Origin of the sequence: Micromonospora sp. CPCC 205558, assembly GCF_036902955.1 — a bacterium.
Lineage (GTDB): Bacteria > Actinomycetota > Actinomycetes > Mycobacteriales > Micromonosporaceae > Micromonospora.
Window position 1 is genome coordinate 158,509 of the sequence record NZ_JBAKHR010000008.1, and the last position, 20,417, is coordinate 178,925.

17 protein-coding genes are annotated in these 20,417 nt (G+C 72.1%); 11 read left to right on the forward strand and 6 right to left on the reverse strand.

Annotated features, from left to right (window positions below; genetic code table 11):
* The first annotated feature begins 73 nt into the window (after positions 1-73).
* Positions 74-1,828, forward strand: coding sequence for a substrate-binding domain-containing protein (locus V6U86_RS11810; RefSeq protein WP_334501940.1), 1,755 nt, complete (start codon positions 74-76; stop codon positions 1,826-1,828).
* Positions 1,829-2,048: 220 nt separating this feature from the next.
* On the forward strand, positions 2,049-3,530 hold the full coding sequence (locus tag V6U86_RS11815; protein WP_442934926.1) for a sugar transferase: 1,482 nt from the start codon (positions 2,049-2,051) through the stop codon (positions 3,528-3,530).
* A gap of 7 nt (positions 3,531-3,537) precedes the next feature.
* Here the strand turns inward: V6U86_RS11815 and V6U86_RS11820 are convergent, their stop codons facing one another.
* Complete coding sequence (locus V6U86_RS11820) at positions 3,538-4,668, reverse strand: PP2C family protein-serine/threonine phosphatase (protein WP_334501942.1); 1,131 nt, start codon at positions 4,666-4,668, stop codon at positions 3,538-3,540.
* A gap of 58 nt (positions 4,669-4,726) precedes the next feature.
* Between V6U86_RS11820 and V6U86_RS11825 the strand changes: the two genes are divergently transcribed.
* Entirely contained in the window at positions 4,727-5,392 is a 666-nt protein-coding gene (locus V6U86_RS11825) for a MarR family winged helix-turn-helix transcriptional regulator (RefSeq protein ID WP_334501944.1), read from the forward strand.
* Between the two features lie 49 nt (positions 5,393-5,441).
* Here V6U86_RS11825 and V6U86_RS11830 read toward each other — a convergent pair whose 3' ends face one another.
* Together V6U86_RS11830 and V6U86_RS11835 are read right to left on the reverse strand one after the other, a co-directional pair.
* Entirely contained in the window at positions 5,442-5,636 is a 195-nt protein-coding gene (locus tag V6U86_RS11830) for a SpoIIE family protein phosphatase (RefSeq protein ID WP_334501946.1), read from the reverse strand.
* A 32-nt stretch (positions 5,637-5,668) separates the two neighbouring features.
* A complete protein-coding gene (locus V6U86_RS11835) occupies positions 5,669-6,907 on the reverse strand; it encodes an ROK family transcriptional regulator (protein ID WP_334501947.1) in 1,239 nt (412 codons plus the stop codon).
* A gap of 78 nt (positions 6,908-6,985) precedes the next feature.
* Here V6U86_RS11835 and xylA point away from each other — a divergent pair, with 78 nt between their 5' ends.
* The 8 genes from xylA to V6U86_RS11875 all read left to right on the forward strand — a co-directional run bounded on the left by xylA (position 6,986) and on the right by V6U86_RS11875 (position 16,189).
* Positions 6,986-8,173 carry a xylose isomerase gene (gene xylA / locus V6U86_RS11840; protein WP_334501950.1) on the forward strand — a complete coding sequence of 396 codons (1,188 nt, stop codon included), beginning with the start codon at positions 6,986-6,988 and terminating at the stop codon, positions 8,171-8,173.
* 9 nt (positions 8,174-8,182) lie between these two features.
* A complete protein-coding gene (gene xylB / locus V6U86_RS11845; RefSeq protein ID WP_334501952.1) occupies positions 8,183-9,631 on the forward strand; it encodes a xylulokinase in 1,449 nt (482 codons plus the stop codon).
* A gap of 241 nt (positions 9,632-9,872) precedes the next feature.
* On the forward strand, positions 9,873-10,301 hold the full coding sequence (locus tag V6U86_RS11850) for a hypothetical protein (protein ID WP_334501955.1): 429 nt from the start codon (positions 9,873-9,875) through the stop codon (positions 10,299-10,301).
* 64 nt (positions 10,302-10,365) lie between these two features.
* A complete protein-coding gene (locus V6U86_RS11855) occupies positions 10,366-11,241 on the forward strand; it encodes a hypothetical protein (protein WP_334501957.1) in 876 nt (291 codons plus the stop codon).
* Positions 11,238-12,803, forward strand: coding sequence for a peptidoglycan-binding domain-containing protein (locus V6U86_RS11860; RefSeq protein ID WP_334501959.1), 1,566 nt, complete (start codon positions 11,238-11,240; stop codon positions 12,801-12,803). The genes V6U86_RS11855 and V6U86_RS11860 overlap by 4 nt, the downstream gene beginning before the upstream one ends.
* The gene (locus V6U86_RS11865) at positions 12,800-13,483 is read left to right on the forward strand and encodes an ABC transporter ATP-binding protein (RefSeq protein ID WP_334501961.1); all 684 of its coding nucleotides are present in this window, start codon (positions 12,800-12,802) and stop codon (positions 13,481-13,483) included. Before V6U86_RS11860 ends, V6U86_RS11865 begins: the two co-directional genes overlap by 4 nt.
* Positions 13,476-14,669: an ABC transporter permease gene (locus V6U86_RS11870; RefSeq protein WP_334501963.1), complete on the forward strand. Its 1,194-nt coding sequence runs from the start codon at positions 13,476-13,478 to the stop codon at positions 14,667-14,669. Before V6U86_RS11865 ends, V6U86_RS11870 begins: the two co-directional genes overlap by 8 nt.
* A 95-nt stretch (positions 14,670-14,764) precedes the next feature.
* A complete protein-coding gene (locus V6U86_RS11875; protein ID WP_334501965.1) occupies positions 14,765-16,189 on the forward strand; it encodes an MFS transporter in 1,425 nt (474 codons plus the stop codon).
* Between the two features lie 442 nt (positions 16,190-16,631).
* Here V6U86_RS11875 and V6U86_RS11880 read toward each other — a convergent pair whose 3' ends face one another.
* The 3 genes from V6U86_RS11880 to V6U86_RS11890 form a co-directional block, all read right to left on the reverse strand.
* Positions 16,632-18,305 carry a glycoside hydrolase family 13 protein gene (locus V6U86_RS11880; protein ID WP_334502271.1) on the reverse strand — a complete coding sequence of 558 codons (1,674 nt, stop codon included), beginning with the start codon at positions 18,303-18,305 and terminating at the stop codon, positions 16,632-16,634.
* A 30-nt stretch (positions 18,306-18,335) separates the two neighbouring features.
* On the reverse strand, positions 18,336-19,382 hold the full coding sequence (locus tag V6U86_RS11885) for a LacI family DNA-binding transcriptional regulator (protein ID WP_334501968.1): 1,047 nt from the start codon (positions 19,380-19,382) through the stop codon (positions 18,336-18,338).
* A gap of 66 nt (positions 19,383-19,448) precedes the next feature.
* Complete coding sequence (locus V6U86_RS11890; protein ID WP_334501970.1) at positions 19,449-20,417, reverse strand: carbohydrate ABC transporter permease; 969 nt, start codon at positions 20,415-20,417, stop codon at positions 19,449-19,451.

The following is a 20,417-nucleotide window of genomic DNA, read 5'->3' on the forward strand; positions in this document are numbered from 1 at the left end:
AACTGTTTCTCCTGCGTAACTTTAGTCCGAACGGATGTGGCAGAGAGGGCACCTAGTACGCAAGATGGTCACCGTGTCAGCAGGCCGCCATCGCATGCGTTCGAAACTCCACCTCGCCGCCGCCGCCGCAACGGTGGGGGTGCTCGTCGTCACGACGGGCGCGTGGTTCGGCTATCGGGAGTTGATCCAGCCCAGCTGCTCGGGCGAGATCCGGCTCGCCGTGGCGGTCGCCTCCGAGCTCGCGCCGGCGGTGGACGCCGCCGCGTCCCAGTGGGTGAAGGATGGCGCTGCGGTAGGCCCGACCTGCATCCGCGTCGACGTCTCCGCGTCCGACCCGGTTGACGTGGCGGCCGTGGTGGCGGCCAAGCACGGCGCCGTGCTTGCCGGCGTGGGGCAGGCCAGTGGCACCGCCGTCAGCCCGGACGTCTGGGTGCCCGACTCCTCGACCTGGCTGCTGCGGTTGAAGAAGGACGCGACGGCGTTCGCTCCGACCAACGGCGCGTCCATCGCGCGTAGCCCGATCGTCGTCGCGATGCCCGAGCCGATCGCCAGCCGGCTTGGCTGGCCGGACAAGAAGTTCAACTGGACCGACCTGCTCAAGCAGGTCAACAGCAGCACGCCGCTGCGGACCGGGATCGTCGAGCCGACCCGCGACGCGGCGGGCCTGTCCGGTCTGCTCTCGCTGACCGCCGCCGCCAGCGCCGCTGGCGGCGACGCCCAGCGCAACACCGTCGGCGCGCTCCGCGCACTGGCCACCGGCCGCTCTTCACTCCGCAACGACCTGCTGGCCCGCTTCCCGACGTCCAACGACTCGACGTCAATCGCCAGTGGCCTCGGCGCGGCGGCTCTGTCCGAAGAAGACGTGATCGCGTACAACAGCAAGAAGCCACCGGTGGCGCTCGCCGCGCTCTATATGGAGCCGGCGCCGATGCCGCTGGACTACCCGTACGCGGTGCTGCCCGGCATCGAGCCGAGCAAGGCGTCGGCGGCCCGGGTGCTGTTCGAGCTGCTCACCAGCCCCACCTTCCGTGACCGGCTCGCCGCGCAGTCGCTGCGCGCGCCGGACGGCAACTGGGGCGAGGGTTTCAAGGCGCCGCAGGGTGCTCCGAGCCCGTCCGGCGGCGCGCCCACCGCACCGGCGAACGGCGGCACTGCGGCGGGCGGCCTCGACCCGGCCGCCATACAGCGGGTCGTCTCCAGCTGGTCGATCGCCACCCAGTCCGGTCGGATGCTCGCCGTCATCGACGTCTCCGGCTCGATGAAGGACCCGGTGCCCAGCGCCAACAACCGCAGCCGGGAGGAGGTCACCGTCGACGCGGCCCGTCGCGGCCTCAGCCTCTTCGACGACTCCTGGTCGATCGGCCTGTGGACCTTCTCCACCAAGCTCGTCGGCAACCGGGACTACCGGGAGCTGGTCCCGATCGGGCCGCTCTCCGGCCAGCGGGCCCAGTTGGAGGGCGCGCTCGCCACCGTCCGGCCCTCCGACGGCGGCACCGGCCTGTACGACACCATGCTGGCGGCCTACAAGGCGGTGCAGGAAGACTGGCAGCCCGGCCGGGTCAACTCGATCGTGCTGTTCACCGACGGCAAGAACGAGGACAACAGCGGTGTCAGCCAGGGGAAACTGCTCGCCGAGTTGAAGCGCATCGCCGACCCGGAGCGACCGGTCCAGGTCATCATGATCGGTATCGGCGAGGGCGTTAGCAAGGCGGAGCTGGAGTCGATCACCAAGGTGACCGGTGGCGACGTCTTCGTCACCAAGGACCCGAGCGAGATCGGCAGCATCTTCCTCAGCGCCATCGCACGGCGTCCACCAGCACCGCGCTGATTCGACGCTCAGACGTCGAGGGGCCTGTTACACCCGTTGATTCGGTGTGACAGGCCCCTTTTCGGCCGCCAAGTTGTTGAAGAAAAAGTGACGGCAATACGTCGGAAGCAATCGGCAGTCATAGTTGTCAAGGCAGGATGTCGACTGATCCGGCATGGTCGGTTCGCCTCCGGTCCGACCCGTTGACCCGGGGCCATCCTGTACAGAGTGGGAGGGGCCGGTGAGCGTGGCGACACTGTTGACCCCCGCCATGTCGGCGGAGACCGACGGTCAACGCGCCGGGCTGGTGGCGCGAGCCGACGAACGGTCGTACGTCCGGGTCCTGGTGGTGATGGACACCACAGTCCTCATCATCGCGCTGCTGATCGGGTACATCACCCGTTTCGGTGAGGGCGAGCCGACCGGCTCGTCGATCCCGTACGTGCTGGTCGCCCCCGGGCTGGTGCTGGCCTGGCTGATCTCGCTCAAGGCGCTCGGCTGCTACAACGACCGGGTGATCGGCTACGGGGCGGACGAGTACCGGCGGGTCAGCTCCGCCAGCCTGCGCCTGGCCGGGACGATCGCCATCATCGGCTACATCGCCGACGTCGGAGTCTCCCGGGGCTTCCTGGGCATCTCCTTCGCGGTGGGCACCGTCGGCCTGGAGGTGGCGCGCTTCGCCGCCCGTAAGCGGCTGCACCGGGCCCGCTCGCTCGGCGCCGGCTGGTCCCGGAAGGTGCTGGTGGTGGGCGACACCGCGCACGTGTTGGAGTTGGTCCACACGTTGCGCCGCGAGCCGTACGCCGGCTATCAGGTGGTGGGTGCCTGCATCCCGGACGCGCTGCTCGCGCCGGTGGCGCAGCGACTGGGTGACGTGCCGGTGGTGGGGTCGTTCCGGGGTATCCCGGAGGCCGCCACCGCGATCGGCGCGGACACCGTCGCGGTGACCGCGTCCGGTGAGCTGACCGCGACCCGGCTGCGCCGCCTCGGCTGGCAGTTGGAGGGGACCGGCGTCGATCTGGTCGTGGCACCCGCGCTGACCGACGTCGCCGGCCCGCGCATCCACACCCGCCCGGTCGCGGGCCTGCCGCTGATCCACGTCGAGGCGCCCGAGTTCCGCGGCGTCCGCAAGCTGGTGAAGGGTCTCGTCGACCGGTCCGTCTCGTCGCTGGCGCTGGCGGTGCTGCTGCCGCTGATCGCGTTCATCGCCCTGGCCATCAAACTGGACAGTCGAGGGCCGGTGCTGTTCCGGCAGGTCCGGGTCGGCCGGGGCGGGCAGGAGTTCGGCGTGTTCAAGTTCCGCACGATGGTGGTGAACGCGGACGCGCTGCTCGCCGAGTTGACCGCGCGCAACGAGACCGACGGTCTGATGTTCAAGATGCGCCACGACCCTCGGGTGACCCGCGTCGGTCGGCTGCTGCGCAAATGGTCACTGGACGAGCTGCCGCAACTGGTCAACGTGCTGCTGGGTCAGATGAGCCTGGTCGGGCCCCGCCCGCCGTTGCCGTCGGAGGTGGCCCGCTACGACGGTGACGTGGCCCGGCGGCTGCTGGTCAAGCCCGGCATGACCGGCCTGTGGCAGGTCAGTGGCCGCTCCGACCTGAGCTGGGAGGACGGCATCCGGCTCGACTTGTACTACGTGGAGAACTGGTCGCTCACCGCCGACCTCACGATCCTCTGGAAGACCTTCGGCGCGGTGGTGAACGGCCGGGGGGCGTACTGACCATCGGTCACGGTTGCGGGCCGGTCCAGTCCAGGCAGACGACCACCGCGTCGTCGACCAGGTCACCGGCCACGAACGCGCGCAGATCACCGATCAGCGATCGGACGGCGTCCAGGGGTGCCATCGGCCCGGTCCGCCGCAGGAACCGGTCCAGTGCCGTCTCGCCGTAGCGCGCGTGCTGCCCGGTGGCCTCCACCACCCCGTCGCTGACCACGAAGAGGCGGTCGCCGCGTTCCAGCGGGAACGTCTGCTCGTGGTAGTCGGTCGCCTCGAACATGCCCAGCGGGAACTGTGCCTCCAGCGGCTGCTCGGTGACCTCGCCGCCGCGTAGCAGGACCAGTCGGGGCGACCCGGCGTCCACCACTGTCATCATCCCGGAGCGCAGGTCCAGCTCCATCAGCAACGCGGAAAGGTGCTGCTCGCCCCGGTACAGGTCGTAGATGGCCTGATCGCCGAGGGCGGCCTGGTCGGCCAGGCTCAGCCCGGCCCGACGCGCGTTGCGCAGCGCGTGGGTGGCCAGCGAGGTGAGCAGGGAGGCGGCCACGCCCTCACCGGTGCCGTTGATCGTGGACAACCAGAGCCGCTCCCCGTCGTCGGACCAGTCGAAGCTGTCGCCGCGCACCGCGTACGCCGGCTCCAACTGCCCGGCCAGGCTGAACGAGGGACGGATCCGGCTGCGGCCGGGGAGGAGGTCCCACTGCATCTCGGCGGCCAGAGTGAGGCGTTGGGTGCGCCGAGCCGCCCGATAGACGTCGGTGCCGGCGGAGACCGCCGCCACCTCGTGCGCGAGCGCGGTGGCGATCTCGGTCAGCGCGGTGACGACCTCCTGGTCGTCCGGCACGGGCGACAGGCGCAGCACCCCTCGGCGCTCACCACGCATGGTGACCGGCATCCAGGCGATGCCGTCGGTCAGTATCGGCGACTGGTGGTCGAAGGAGCGCCAGGCGGGGTGCCCGGGGCTCGTGATCGAGTCACCGTCGGTGAGTGGCAACAGCTCCGCGAGCCGGTAGTCGACCTGGTAGAGCTCGACGTCGGTGATTCCGTACGACCGGGCGACCACGTTCGCGATAGCACCGACGAGCCAGTCACCTGGTGTCTCGTTCAGGGCGCGTCGTGCCCGATCGACCGGTTTGCTCATCGTCACTCCCTCGGTGAAAGCTCGACCACCAGTGGGTTCGGAGTACTCTCGGGCCACCATGGCCGAACTGAACCGTCCGACGGACCCCGAGACGAGTATGGCTGCCGCGCTGGACGCGGCGGCTGCTGCCCTGCTGGGAATCTGGGAGTCTGCCCGGGAGGGGACCGCGAACCGCGTCTCCGGTGCCCAGTTACGGGCGGTGATGGTGGTGGAGCAGGCCGACGGGATCAACCTGCGTCGGCTCGCCACCCGACTCGACATGCTGCTCAGCTCCGCCAGCCGCCTCTGCGACCGGCTGGTCGCCGCCGGCATGCTGGAGCGCGAGCCGGGCCGCTTCGACCGGCGGGAGATTTCGCTGCACCTCACCCCGGAGGCCCGCCGGCTCCTCGCCGAGCTGCGGGCCGACCGCCAGGCCCAACTCGCCGCCGTGCTGACCGGGATGAGCCGGGAGGGCCGCGACGCGCTGCTGCGCGGGTTGCAGGAGTTCGACGAGACCGCCCGCCGCCAGCAGACGCAGAAATCGGCGAGGCCCGGCGAGCCGATGGGCCAGGGAGGCTGGCCGGACGACCCGGACCGGCCCGGTGGGCGGTCGGGGGACTGGCCGGTCGATTCGACTCGGCAGGCCCGCGCGGGGTGGGCGGGCGCTACGGGCAGCCCGGAAGGATCGGTCGGCATCGCCCGAGAGCTGCCGGCCGGCGACCCGCCGGTGGCGCGTACCGCCTGACCAAGCCGGCGTCGGTCAGGCTGGCCCGTCGGTGATGCTGGCCCGTCGGTCATGCCGGCGCAGACGCGCCCACGGCCAGCATCGCGATGTCGTCGTGGGCCTGCCCGTCCACCCAGTCGTCGACCGCCCGGAGCACCCGGTCGATCAGCGCCGACGGCGGTTGCCCGGCCGCCGCCACCAGCGCGGCACGCAGCCGGGCTTCGCCGAACGTCGCCGTGTCGCGCCGGCGTGGCCAGCGCGGCACCCGCGCGGGCGGCGAACGGCGCGGGGTGGCGATCAGCCGGAGCGGGCCAACCAGCCGGCGGGCTGGGCGATGATCCGGCGGGCCACCGATCCGGCGGCACCCACCGCGGCGGCCTCCGCGCCGAGCGTCGACGGTCGGACTGTTACCGGCGACCAGGCCGCGGTGAGCACCCGGGCGTCGATCTCGGCGAGGACCGGGGGGCACAGCCACGGTGCGAGCGCCGCGTAACCGCCACCGAGCACCACGGTGTCCAGGTCGAGCAGGTTGACGACGCCGGCCACCGCGACGCCGAGCGCCGTTCCGGCGTCGTGCAACGCCCGCAGCGCGTCAGCGTCGCCGGCCTCGGCCAACTCGGCCAGCCGGGCCGTCGCGGTGTCCGCGGGAAGCTCCGCCCGGGCCAGTCCGGCGGCGGACACGATCGCCTCCTGGCCGGCGTACTGCTCCAGGCAACCCTGCCCGCCGCAGCGGCACGGACGGCCCTCGGGGTGGACCGGAAGGTGCCCGATCTCGCCACTCCACCCGCGTACGCCGCGAAACAGCGCACCGTCCAGCACGATGCCGGCGCCGATGCCCACCTCCCCGGAGATGTGCAGGAAGCTGGTCGGGCCGGGTGGCTGGGAGTGCAGCTCGCCGAGCGCGGCGAGGTTGGCCTCGTTGTCCACCGTCAACGCGGGGACCCCGGGCACCTGCTCGATCAGCGGAGGGTGTTCGGCGAGCAGCGCGGGCACCGGCACGTCGGACCAGCCGAGGTTCGGCGCGAGCCGGACCAGCCCGGCGTCGTCCACCAGGCCGGGCACCGCGAGCGCGGCCCCGACCAGGGTGAGGCCCTGCACTGCGGCGTCGTCGCGGGCTGCCCCGGCCATCTCGACCAGGTGGGCCAGGGCGTCGGCGGGGGCCACCGGGCGCAGGTCGGCCCGGTGTACGGTGCGGTGCCGGACCTGGCCGGCGAGGTCCACCACGCAGACCGCCAGGTAGTCGACGTTGACCTCCAGGCCGAGCCCGGCCGGCCCCTGTTCGGCAAGGACCAGCCCGCGCGCCGGGCGGCCGGCGCCCGAGCGGGGCGCGGGGTCTGATTCACGGACCAACTGGCCGCCGAGCAGATCCTCGACGACAGCGGAGACGGTGGCTCTGGTCAGGCCGGTGGCGGTCGCCAGGTCGGCCCGGGAGGGAGGCCGGTCGGCCGCGGCGATCCGACCGAGGACCAGGGCGAGGTTGAGCTCGCGCAGACTGCCCTGACGGACTGCGCCGGCCGGGGCGTGGGTGAGGCTCACCCCTTGACAGTGCCATATGGTGGGCAAATAATTCAATCGCTGAACAAATAGCGGACAACACCACCCCGGAGGTCGCTCATGGCACCCCGTCCCACTCCCGCCGACAAGTTCTCCTTCGGGCTCTGGACCGTGGGCTGGCAGGCGCGCGACCCGTTCGGTGACGCCACCCGTCCCGAGCTCGACGCGGTCGAGGCAGTGCACCGGCTCGCCGAGCTGGGCGCGTACGGCATCACCTTCCACGACGACGACCTGATCCCGTTCGGCGCCGACGCGGCCACCCGGGACCAGCACATCGCCCGGTTCCGCAAGGCCCTCGACGAGACCGGCCTCGTGGTGCCGATGGTCACCACCAACCTCTTCACCCACCCGATCTTCAAGGACGGCGGCTTCACCAGCAACGACCGCGACGTCCGTCGCTTCGCCCTGCGCAAGGTGCTGCGCCAGGTCGACCTGGCCGCCGAGCTGGGCGCGAGCACCTTCGTGATGTGGGGTGGCCGCGAGGGCTCCGAGTACGACCTCGCCAAGGACGTCCAGGCCGCCCTGGACCGCTACCGCGAGGCGGTCGACCTGCTCACCCAGTACGTCATCGACAAGGGCTACAACATGCGGTTCGCCCTGGAGCCCAAGCCCAACGAGCCGCGCGGCGACATCCTGCTGCCCACCATCGGGCACGCGCTCGGCTTCATCTCCCAGTTGGCCCACCCGGAGATGGTCGGCCTCAACCCGGAGGTCGGCCACGAGCAGATGGCCGGGCTCAACTACGCCCACGGCATCGCCCAGGCGCTCTGGCAGGGCAAGCTGTTCCACCTGGACCTCAACGGCCAGCGCGGCATCAAGTACGACCAGGACCTGGTCTTCGGCCACGGTGACCTGATGAACGCGTTCGCACTGGTGGACCTCCTCGAGAACGGCGGCCCCAACGGCGGGCCGACCTACGACGGGCCGCGGCACTTCGACTACAAGCCCTCCCGTACCGAGGACATGGACGGGGTGTGGGCCTCCGCGGCGGCCAACATGAGCACCTACCTGCTGCTCAAGGAGCGCGCAGCGGCGTTCCGTGCCGACCCCGAGGTGATCGAGGCGCTCGCCGCCAGCAAGGTCGGTGAGCTGAGCACGCCGACGCTGGGCGACGGCGAGGGCTACGAGGAGTTCCTGGCCGACCGGTCCGCGTTCGAGGATGTCGACGTGGACGCGGTGGCCGCACGGGGCTTCGCCTTCGTCCGGCTCAACCAGCTCGCCGTCGAGCACCTGCTCGGCGCCCGCTGAGGCCCCGCCATGCCGTTGGTCGCAGGCGTTGACTCGTCCACCCAGTCCTGCAAGGTGGTGATCCGGGACGCGGAGACCGGTGCCCTGCTCCGGCAGGGCCGGGCACCGCACCCGGACGGCACGGAGGTCGACCCGGAAGCCTGGTGGCAGGCGCTGCGCAGCGCCGCCGACCAGGCCGGCGGGTTGGCCGACGTGGCGGCGATCTCCGTCGCCGGCCAGCAGCACGGCATGGTGTGTCTCGACGAGGACGGCCGGGTGGTCCGTCCGGCGCTGCTGTGGAACGACACCCGATCCGCCGACGCCGCCGCCGATCTCATCGAGGAGGCCGGCGGCGGCGCGGCCGGGAGCCGGTTCTGGGCCGAGGCCACCGGCAGTGTGCCGGTGGCCAGCTTCACCGCCACCAAGCTGCGCTGGCTGGCCCGGCACGAGCCGGAGAACGCCGACCGGGTGGCCGCGGTCTGCCTTCCGCACGACTGGCTCACCTGGCGGCTGGGCGGGGCGACCGACCTGGCGGGGCTGCGTACCGACCGCAGTGACGCCAGCGGCACCGGCTACTGGTCGCCGAGCACCGGGCAGTACCGGTTCGACCTGCTGGAGCGGGCCTTCGGCCGCCGTCTCCAGGTGCCGACCGTGCTCGGCCCGGCCGACTCGGCCGGGGAGCTGCACGCCGGCACCCTGGCCACCGACAGTGTGCCCGGCGGGTCCGCCGGTGGCATACTGCTCGGCCCAGGCACCGGCGACAACGCCGCTGCCGCGCTCGGCGTCGGTGCCGGCCCCGGTGACGTGGTGATCTCGATCGGCACCTCCGGGACGGTGTTCAGCGTCGCCGAGGGCCCGTCCGCCGACCCCACCGGCACCGTGGCCGGCTTCGCCGACGCCACCGGCCGGTTCCTGCCGTTGGTCGCCACGCTCAACGCGGCTCGGGTACTCAACGCCGCGGCGTCGATGCTCCGGGTCGGTCTGGACGAGCTGGCCGATCTGGCGCTCTCCGCGCCGGCCGGGGCGGGCGGGCTGGTGATGGTCCCCTACCTCGAAGGGGAGCGGACCCCGAACCGGCCGATGGCCAGCGGCGCGGTGCACGGGTTGACCCTGCGGACGTCCACCCCGGCGCATCTCGCCCGGGCGGCCGTGGAGGGCATGCTCTGCGCGCTCGCCGACGGGCTGGAGGCCGTGGTCGCCCAGGGGGTGGAGGCTCGCCGGGTGATCCTGGTCGGCGGCGGTGCCCGGTCGGTCGCGGTGCGCCGGATCGCGCCGCAGGTCTTCGGCTGCCCGGTGGTGGTACCGCCGCCCGGCGAGTACGTCGCCGACGGGGCGGCCCGCCAGGCCGCCTGGGCCGCCCGGGGCGGCGCGGCGGCGCCGGAGTGGAGCCCCGCCGGCACCGAGGAGTACGACGCCGAGCCCGTTCCCGCGATCCGCGAGCGGTACGCGGAGGCCCGGGATCGCGTGATCGACCGCTGAGGCGTCTCGTTATCGATCTGCAACGATAACTGTTGGTTATGAGCCCCCGGTCGTCCCCACCGGGGGCTCACTCGTCGACGCAGCTCGCCGTCCCATGCGTTGGCCGGATCGGGTGGTCGGCATTCAGAAAGGTGACTGGGTGCGACAGTCCCCGCCGTTTGGCCATGATGGACGGTCGGACGGGGCAGCGCCGAGCGGAACCGGCTGACTACCGTTCGATCACCCAACGGGAGGAGTCGATGTGAAGCGTCTACCGGGAAGCAAACTGCGGGCGTCCGTCGCGGCACTTGCGCTGACGGCCGGCGGGATCGTCGCCGTTCAGGCCATCGCCGCGCCGGCCCAGGCCGGCTGCTACGAGAGCAACTACGGCTCGCCGGTCCAGGTCTACGTCGGCGGCGTCAAGCGCGGCGTGGAGCAGCTGCGCTCGCCGGAGACCTGCAACCGCAACGGCGTCTACTACGGCAAGATCAGCGACACCTACACCGACGGTTCCTGCCTCGCCGTCCGCTACTACGACCCCGGCTACGTCGGGACGCAGGGCACCAGCTGCGACTCGGCCGGCTACAACTACACCTTCTGGGACCAGAACGGCAACGTCTGGGCCGACTTCCGCGGTCAGCTCACCGCCACCGGGGCGCTGAGCACCAACTACTACAACGGCGCCTACTGACCTGATTCTCCGGGCCGGCCCTCTGGCGGGTCGGCCCGGGAACCAACGAGTTGACGGGGTGTGCATGAAAGCGTCCAGGCTCGCCTGCGCGGCCCTCGTGGTCGCCTTCGCCGCCGGCTGCTCCTCCGGGCCGGCCGCCGATTCCACACCGGCGAAGCCGGTGGAGAAGGTGATGGCCGAGGCGCTCGACCGGGGCGACGACAACCGGGACGAGACGCTCGCCTACTGGGACCAGGTGAACAGCGCGCTGCTCGAGTGCATGAAGGCGGAGGGCTACGACTACCAGCCCTTCATCGACCAGTGGGCGGTCGACCGCCGGACAGCGCTCGGGCTCACCCGCGAGCAGTTCGTGCGGCAGTACGGGTACGGGCTGACCACGCTGATCGACTACCTGCCGCCCGGCACCCGGCGGGTCGACCCCAACCGCAAGGCGCTGGCCGCGATGACCGCGGAGCAGGTCGGCGGCTGGCGTGGTCGGCTCGAGCGCTGCCGCAAGGAGACGGACGGACGGTTCGGGCCGGCGCCGAACGTCGCCAACCTCCGGCTCAGCCCCGAGCAGTCGGCGCGCAGCGACCGGATCTACGGCGCGGTCGACGCCGATTCCCGGGTCGTCCGGGCCGGCGAGGTGCGGCGCGCCTGCCTGGAGGAGAAGGGCTTCGACAGCGGGGACGCCCGGTCGCTGCGGCTGGCGAAGGCAGCCGAGAAGTTCCGCGACGGCTTCGAGCGGGCCGTCGCCGAGGCCGACGAGGCCGGACGGGACAGCGCCGCGCTACGCCTCGCGGAGGTCTTCACCGCCACGGAACTCGCCGAACTCAAGCGGCTGCAGGAGCGGGAGATCGCCGAGGCACGGCAGACCGAACCCTGCCAGTGGCCGTACGACGACCTCTACAAGCAGGTCTACCGGGAGTACCTGGACAAGGCGCTGGCCGGTGAACTGTGACCGGAACGGCTCGGCACCGGGTGCTGGCCCGGCTGGCGGCGTTGCGTCGCTCCGCGTCCGCGCGTCGCCCGGGTGCACTGTCGACACTCGTCGCGGTGGCGGTGCTGGCGGCGGCGGTCGGCTGGTGGGCCGGCCGATCCATCCAGTCCCCGATGCAGGCCGCCCAGCACGCCGCACCGCCTGAGGCGGGCGCTATCACGGTGCCGGTGGAGCGCCGGGTGATCGCCACCTCGGTCGTGGTCCGTGGCACGCTCGGGTTCGCCGAACCGCAGGCCCTGACCGTGGACGCCGACCTCGGGGACGGCCGGCTCGGCAAGCTCGTGGTCACCGGCCGGGTGCCGAAGCCGGGCAGCAGCCTGGACGAGGGGGACGTGGCCCTCCAGGTATCCGGCCGGCCGGTGATCCTGATGGACGGGGCCATCCCGATGTACCGCGCGCTGGCGCCGGGCAGCACCGGCCCGGACGTCCGCCAGTTGGAGCGGGCCCTGGCCCGGCTCGGCCACTTCACCGGGCTTCCGGACGACACGTACGACGTTCGGACCTCGGCCGCGGTGCAGCGGCTCTACCGGGCCGCCGGCTACGAGCCGGTCGGGCCGTCCGCGGAGCAAGAGCAGCAGTTGGCTGCGGCTCGTGAGCGGATCGCCGCGGCCGACGGTGCCGTCGACACCGCCCGGGCCGCGCTGCGCAACGCCGAGCAGGGGCCGCCGGCGTCGGAGCTAACCGTGGCCCGGGCCCGGGTACGCAGCGCCGAGGCCGACGTCGAGGCCGCGGTGCGGGCGCGGGACGCAGCGATCGCGGACGGCGCTTCGGAGGCCAGCATCGGCCGGCTCACGGCGGACGTGGAAGCGGCCCGGGTGGCGCTGGAGTTGGCCCGAGCCGACCTGGCCGAGCTGACCGGCTCCGCCGACGTGTCCGTCGCGGAGGCGGCGGTGACCGCCGCGGTCCGGCGGCTGGCCGAGGCGCGCACCGCGCTGAGCCGGCTCCAGGCCGCCGTCGGGGTTCGGCTCCCCCGCGGTGAGGTGGCCTTCGTTCCGGCGCTGCCCCGCCGGGTGGACAAGCTGGAGACGGCCCTCGGGCGTGAGGTGAGCGGCACGGTGATGAGCCTGACGGCGGCGGCGCTGGAGGTGACCAGCGGCGTCTCGGCGGAGGAGCGAGGGCTGCTCAAGCTTGGCCAGCGAGCGCAGCTCGACGAGGGTGACGGGGTCGCCACCTTCGCCGGCGAGGTGTCCCACGTCGCGGAGAAGGCGGGCACGGGCGACACCTCCGAGGGGCAGTACGAGCTGCGGATCAAACCGGTCGGCGCCGTTCCGGCCGAACTGCACGGCCGGGACGTGCGGATCCGGGTCCCCATCTCCAGCACCGACGGTGCGGTGCTCGCCGTGCCGCTGGCCGCCCTGATCACCGACGCCTCCGGCGCGGCCCGGGTACGGGTGTCCGATGCATCGGGTGGACGCGACGTGCCGGTCACCGTCGGCCTCTCCGCCGGCGGGTTCGCCGAGGTGCGGGCCACCGGCGGGGAGCTCGCCGAGGGGGATCTGGTCGTCGTCGGCGAGCGGTCGTGACATTCCTGGTCGAGCTGCGCGGCGTCAGCCGGGTCTTTCCGGCCACCCGGCCGGTGACCGCGCTGCACCCCACGGACCTGACGGTCCGAGCCGGCGAGTGGGTGGCCATCACCGGCCGCTCCGGGTCCGGCAAGTCGACGCTGTTGCAGATCCTTGGCCTGCTCGACCGGCCGACGTCGGGGTCGTACCTGCTCGACGGAGCGGACGTGTCGGGCCTCTCCGACCGGGCGCGCACCAAGCTGCGTTCGTCCCGGATCGGTTTCGTGTTTCAGAGCTTCCACCTGATGGCCCACCGGTCGGCGCTGGAGAACGTCACGGTCGCCCTGCTTTACCACGGCTGCCCTCGCCGGCAGCGGGTTGCGCGGGCGGCCGAGGCGTTGGACCGCGTCGGGCTGGCCGACCGGGCCGGCGCCATGCCGACGACGATGTCCGGTGGCGAACGGCAGCGGGTGGCCGTCGCCCGCGCGCTCTCCATCCACCCCCAGCTCCTCCTCGCCGACGAGCCGACCGGAAACCTCGACTCGGCGACGGCGGAGGAGGTGCTGTCGCTCTTCGTCCGTCTGAACGACGAGGGGCAGACGGTGCTCATGGTCACCCACGATGAGCAGGTCGCGGCGCGGGCCCGGCGTCGCGTCGAGATCACCGACGGGACGCTCCGCGAGGTGACGGCCGATGCGTGACCTGGTCGGGGAGGCGCTGGCTGGTATTCGGGCCCGGGTGAACCGCACGCTGCTCACCGCGCTGGGCGTTGTGGTGGGCATCGCCGCCCTGGTCGCCACCATCGGCATCGCCACCACCGCCGGCGCCCGCATCGTGTCGCACTTCGACGAGCTCGCCGCCACCTCGGTGACCGTGGTGCCGGCGAACGACGGCGGTCCGGAGCGGGCGCAGAGCGCCATCCCGTGGGACGCCCCGCAGCGTGTCGAGCGGTTGAAAGGGGTGGTTGCGGCCGCGACGATGAGCACGCTGGACCTGCCGGGAACACCCGTACGGGCGACCGCGGTGGTGGACCCGCTCGCCAGCGATGTCACCCAGCCGCCGCTGGTGGCGGCCTCGCCGGAACTCCTCGACGCGGTACGCGGGTCGCTTCTCGCCGGTCGCTGGTATGACCAGGGGCACAGTGACCGTCGGGACGCGGTCGTGGTGCTCGGCGGCCGGTTGGCGGCCCGGCTGCACCTGGCCGACGTGAGCCAGTCGCCCGCCGTGTTCGTCGGGGACCGCGCGTTCACCGTGATCGGTGTGCTCGACGCCGTGGAACGCGCACCCAGTCTGCTCGATGCGGTGATCCTGCCCGACGGCACGGCCCGCACCCGGTTCGGGCTGACCGCGCCGCTCTCCGTGGTGGTGGAGACCGACGTCGGGGCGGCGGCGCTGGTCGCCGGACAGGCCCCGCTCGCGCTGGCACCGCAGCAACCGGACGCCCTGGTGTCGCAGCGCCCGCCGGAGCCGGCTGCCACCCGGGCGAAGGTCGCCGCCGACACACAGGCCCTGTTTCTGGTGCTCGCGGCGGTCACCCTGGCCATCGGCGCGGTCGGCATCGCCAACACCATGCTGGTCTCGGTGCTCCAGCGGGTCGGGGAGATTGGATTGCGGCGGAGTCTGGGCGCCACCCGTGGATCCGTCGCTCTGCTGTTCATGCTGGAATCGGCGTTGGTCGGGCTCTTCGGCGGCCTCCTGGGCGCGGCGCTGGGCGTCCTCACCGTGGTCGGCGTCGGCTACCTGCGGCAGTGGACGCCCGTCATGGAGCCGTGGCTGACCCCGGGCGGCGCGCTGCTGGGCGCCGCCGTGGGGCTGCTGGCGGGAATCTATCCCGCCTGGCGGGCGTCCCGGGTCGAGCCGGTCGCCGCGCTGCGGGCGGACGGCTGACCGCGATCGGCTCACCCGGTCGCCGAGCCGCAGGACGACGGCCGACCGCTACCCGCGTGAGGACCTCCTCGGCGCGATCTGGTTGGCTGCCGGTCATGACCGTGACCAGTGGCGGGCCCGGACGGGCCCGGGGCGGTGGCCCGGCACACCGGTTGTACAGCGTCGTGGTGTTCGTGCTGCTCGCCTCACTGGACAACGTGGCGATCGGGCTGGTCCCGCCGCTGTACGGCCCGATCTCCGACGCGTTCGACGTGTCCGGGCGGCTGCTCGGCGTGGTCACCGCTGTCAGCTTCCTGGTCAGCTCGGTCGCGGCTGTCGGCTGGGCGTACGTCGGGGACCGGACCAATCGCAAGCCGCTGCTCATGGTGGGCACGCTCCTGTGGGCGGCGGGCACCGGAGGTAGCGCGTTCGCCGGCGGCTACCTGACGTTCCTGACCGCGCAGCTGGTCGCGGCGGTCGGCCTCGGCGCGGTCGGCTCGGTGGGCTTCTCCGTGGTCACCGACCTGATCTCACCGACCCGGCGTGGGCTGGTGATGAGCTTCTGGGGGCTCTCCCAGGGGGTCGGAACCCTCGCGGGCACGCTCGTCGGCGGGCTGCTCGGGGCGGCCGACTGGCGGCGACCGTTCCTGCTGCTGACCGGCGTCGGCCTGGCCGCCACCCTGGCCTACTTCTTCACGTACGACATTCGGCGCGGCCAGAGCGAGCCGGAGCTGGCCGGCAGGCTCGACGCCGGTGCCGATTACGACTACCGGATCAGCCGTGCCGACCTGCCGCGCATCCTGGGCCGGCGGACCAACCGGTGGTTGATCCTGCAGGGTCTGACCGCGCAGGCCGCGTTCGGCTCGCTGGTCTGGCTGCCGGTGCTCTTCGCCGAACGGGCCGAGGCCCAGGGTTACTCGACGTCGACAGCGGTGGTGGTGGGCAGCGTCTTCGCCACCCTGTTCCAGCTCGGTGGGGTGCTGTCCATCGTGGGCGGGCTGATCGGTGACGCGGTGCAACGGCGTACGCCCCGGGGGCGGGCACTTGTCGCCTCGGTCGGCATCCTCGCCGCGCTGCCGTTCTACCTGGTGTTGTTCTTCGTCCCGGTGACCATCGACGTGCCGGACGGCGCGGGCGGCGGCGCGGTGGTCGGTGCGGTGCTGGCCAGTGTGTTCACGGAGCCGTCGGTCGGGCTGAGCCTGCTCACCGCGATCGTGGCGCTCGCGTTGACCTCGGCCAACTCGCCGAACTGGTTCGCGTTGATCGCCGACGTCAACCCGCCGGAGCACCGGGGCACTGTCTACAGCCTGGGCAACCTGGTCAACGGGGTCGGTCGCGCGGCCGGCAACGGGCTGGTCGGGGTGGCCTTCCAGGCACTGCGGACGGCCTTCCCGCCACCGCTGAACTTCGCCGTGGGGCTGGCCGCGTTCCAGCTCTTCTTCATCCCCACCGGTGTCATGTACTGGCTCGCCTCGCGGACCTCACCGGCGGACATCGACAACGTGCACGACCTGCTCCACAGCCGGGCCGACCGTCTCTGACAACGCCCGCGCCCCGCGCTCCCGCCTGCCCGGGAGAGGCGCTCGTATCAAGATCATGTTCGATACTGGCCAACTGCACCGTCGCGCTAGACGGAGTGACTGTTCGTCAACCCCGCACCACCCCGTCGAGCTGCCCTTCTCCGCGATCTTGCACTTTCTGTCCCGACGTAAGCCCGCATTTTGCTCATCTCGGCGACCGAAACTGCAAGATCGGCGCGGGGGCAGCGTTTCTGGAGTGACAGGCCTGTGCTGGGAGTAGCGCCCTCTCGAGGGTGAGTGGCACGCACGGGAGCATCCGACGCGCATTCTCCGTGGGGCGTGCCGGCGTGCCGGCGTGCGGTGCGGGGTGAATCGTTTACGACATCAGCTCCACAGCGGGCCGGTCCACACCGACCAGCCCGCCCGCGAGTACCGCTCGCGGGACGGGCCGGTCGGCGCGAGATCAGGCGCGCAGCCAGACGGTCACGTCGGTCGGGACCGCACCGTCGTCGTCCAGTGCCGCGCTGGCGGCGAGCACCTGGGCGCCGGCCGGCACCGGTACCGGGGTGACACCGAAGTTGGTCAGCACGGTCAGCTCACCGTTGCGGAAGCTCAGCACCTCGTCGCCGGAGGACAACCACTCCAGGGTGCCGCGGCCCAGCCCGTGGGCACGGCGCAACCGCAGCGCCGTGCGGTACAGCTCGTACGTCGAGCCGGGCACGTCGCGCTGGCGGTCCAGCGCGTACTCCGCCCAGAGCGCGGGCTGCGGCAACCAGCTCGCGTCGGTCGGTCCGAAGCCGTACGACGGGGCGTCGGCCTCCCACGGGATCGGCACCCGGCAGCCGTCCCGGCCGCGCTGGGTGTGCCCCGTGCGGACCCAGGTCGGGTCCTGCCGGGCCTCGTCGGGCAGCGTGGTGTGCTCGGGCAGCCCCAGCTCCTCGCCCTGGTAGAGGTATGCCGAGCCGGGCAGCGCGAGCATCAGCAGGGTGGCCGCTCGGGCCCGGCGTAGGCCGAGCGCGGCGTCCGGCTGCGGGTCGCCGATGCCGATGCCGTTGGGGCGTACGGTGCCGACCGGCAGGCCGAGTCGGGAGGCGTGCCGCACCACGTCGTGGTTGGACAGCACCCAGGTGGTCGGCGCGCCCACCGAGTCGGTCGCCTCCAACGAGCGGGTGATCACCGCGTACTGGGCCGGTGCGGTCCACGCGGCGAGCAGGTACTCGAAGTTGAACGCCTGGTGCATCTCGTCCGGGCGGACGTAGCGGGCCAGCCGCTCGGCCGGCTCCACCCAGGCCTCGGCGACCAGCACCCGCTCGCCGGGGTAGCTGTCCAGAACCTGCCGCCACTGCCGGTAGATCTCGTGCACGCCGTCCTGGTCCCACATCGGCGGGCGGGGCTTGTCGATCTCGTTACCGGAGAGGATCTCCTGGGGTTCCTGCCAGTCGGCCAGGTCGGCCTGCTTGATGAGGCCGTGTGCCACGTCGACCCGGAAGCCGTCCACCCCGCGGTCCAGCCAGAACCGCAGCACGTCCAGGAACTCCGCGTGCACCTCCGGGTTGTCCCAGTTGAGGTCGGGCTGCCCGGTGTCGAACAGGTGCAGGTACCACTGGCCGGGCTGCCCGTCGGCGTCGAGCGTCCGGGTCCAGGCTGGACCGCCGAAGACGCTCTGCCAGTCGTTCGGCGGCTGGTCGCCGGCCGGGCCACGGCCGTCGCGGAAGATGTACCGGGACCGTTCCGGGCTGTCGGGCGCGGCCGGCAGCGCGGCCTGGAACCAGCGGTGCGCCGAGGAGGTGTGGTTCGGGACCAGGTCGACGATCACCCGCAGGTTGCGGGACCGGGCCTCGGCGATCAGCTTGTCCGCGTCGGCGAGGGTGCCGAACAGCGGATCGATGTCGCGGTAGTCGGCCACGTCGTAGCCGGCGTCGGCCTGCGGCGAGGGGTAGAAAGGAGAGAGCCACACCGCGTCCACGCCGAGCTCGACCAGGTGGTCGAGGCGGGCGGTGATGCCGGGCAGGTCACCGATTCCGTCCCCGTCCGAGTCGGCGAACGAGCGGGGGTAGATCTGGTAGATGGCGGCCTCGGTCCACCAGCCGGTGGCCGGTTGACCGGAGGAGGTCTGCTGCGTCGGGTCGGTGTTCAGGGTCGTCTCCCGTGTTGCGGTGTTTGGATTTCAGTGTGCCCGGGGCGGCGCGGTTGAATCCCGGACCACCAACCGGGTGGGCAGGACCACCGGAGTGTCGCAACCGGCGCCCCGTTGACTGACCACCGGCCCCGGCGGTCGGGCCCCGAGCGGGTCGAGCAGCATCTGGGCGGCGAGCCGGCCCTGCTCGGCGGCGGGCTGGGCAACGGTACTGAGCCCGAGCACGCTGGCCAGGTCATGGTCGTCGATGCCGACCACGCTGACGTCCTGCGGCACCCGCAGACCGACGTCGCGCAGGGCGGAAAACGCGCCCATCGCCATCTCGTCGCAGGCGGCGACGATAGCGGTCGGCGGCTCGCCGCGGGCCAGCAGCTCGGCGGTGGCCCGGTTGCCGCCGTCGATGGTGAAGCCGGACTCGATGTCCAGGGTCGGGTCGGGTCGCAGGCCGGCGGAGCGTAGCGCCGCCTGGTAACCGCGGCGTCGGTCGAGGTGGGTGGTGTAGGCCAACTCGTCGTCCGGGTCGCCGGAGATGTGGGCGATCCGGTGATGGCCGAGGTCGATCAGGTGCTTGGTTGCGGTCCGCGCGGCCGCCACGTCGTCGATCCGTACGCACGGCCAGTTGGGCACCCTGCTGCCCGAGCTGATGGTGACGCCGGGCAGTTCGAGCGTGGCCAGCGCGGTCAGGTCGGCCGGACGCAGCGGCGTGGCGACCAGGATCATGGCGTCGACCCGCTTGTGCAGGTTGGCCGTACGCAGGACCCGCTGGCGCACCTGCTCCCGGCCACCCAGGTTGTAGAGCAGCAGGTCGTAGCCGGACTCGTGGAGGTATTCCTCGACCGCCTCGACGACCGTGCTGAAGAACCATCGGGTTATCCGGGGAACGACCACCGCGACCGTGCCGGTACGGCCACCGGCGAGCCGGGACGCGCTCGGCGAGACCTCGTAGTCGAGCTGCTCGGCGGCGGCGAGGACCCGGCGTCGGGTGGCGGCGGAGACCGTCGGCAGCCCGCGCAGCGCCCGCGAGACGGTAGCCGTGGACACCCCGGCCAGCCGGGCCACATCATCGATCCTCGTCACGGTTTCCCCCGCTCGGTGCCCGGTGCCCGCCGCCGCCCGAGGGGCCAGGCGACGGCGGGCGCGCGGTCAGCCCTTGACGCTGCCGGCGAGCAGACCTCGCACGAAGTAGCGCTGCAGGGACAGGAACACGATGAGCGGTACGACGATCGACACGAACGCTCCGGCGGTCAGCCGCTGCCACTCGTTGCCCCGCGTGCCGGCCATCTCGGCCAGCTTGACGGTGAGCGGGGCGGTCTCGTCGCCGCCGCCGGCGAAGATCAGCGCCACCAGCAGGTCGTTCCAGACCCAGAGGAACTGGAAGATACCGATCGCGGCCAGCGCCGGGGTGATCAGCGGCAGCACGATGGTGCGGAAGATCTTCGGGTGGGTGGCCCCGTCGACCCGGGCCGCCTCCATCAGGTCACCCGGCAGTTGCGAGATGAAGTTGTGCAGCAGGTAGACGGCGAACGGGAGCGCGAAGCAGGTGTGGGCGAACCACACTTGGGCGAACTTCTGTTCGTCGACCAGATCCCAGGCCGGCATCAGGGTGACGCCGCCGAGGGTGACGCCGGTGGAGAAGAACTTCAGCAGCGGCACCAGGGCCATCTGCAACGGCACGATCTGCAACGCGAAGATCGCGATGTAGGCCCAGTCCCGACCCCGGAAGTTGATCCAGGCCAGCGCGTACGCGGCCAGGCACGCGAAGGCGAGCGGGAAGAGCACCGACGGGATGGTGATCACCAGCGAGTTGATGAAGGAACCGGCGAGCTGCCCGGACGACGACGACCGCCCGAACAGGACCTGCTGGTAGTTCTCCAGAGTGAACTGCGGGTCGGTGAAGGCCGTCCACCAGCCGGTGGTCTTGATCTCGTCCTCCGGCCGGAACGAGGAGACGAGCAGGCCGAAGGTCGGGATGGTCCAGACCACCGCGATGACGATAGACACGAGCGTCGCGGTGCGGCTGGTCAACCGCTTGCGGACCCGGCCGGCGGTGGTGGGCGGGGTGCCACTGGTCTGCTGTGTGCCCGCGGCGACGGTGGGCGTTGCGGTCGTCAT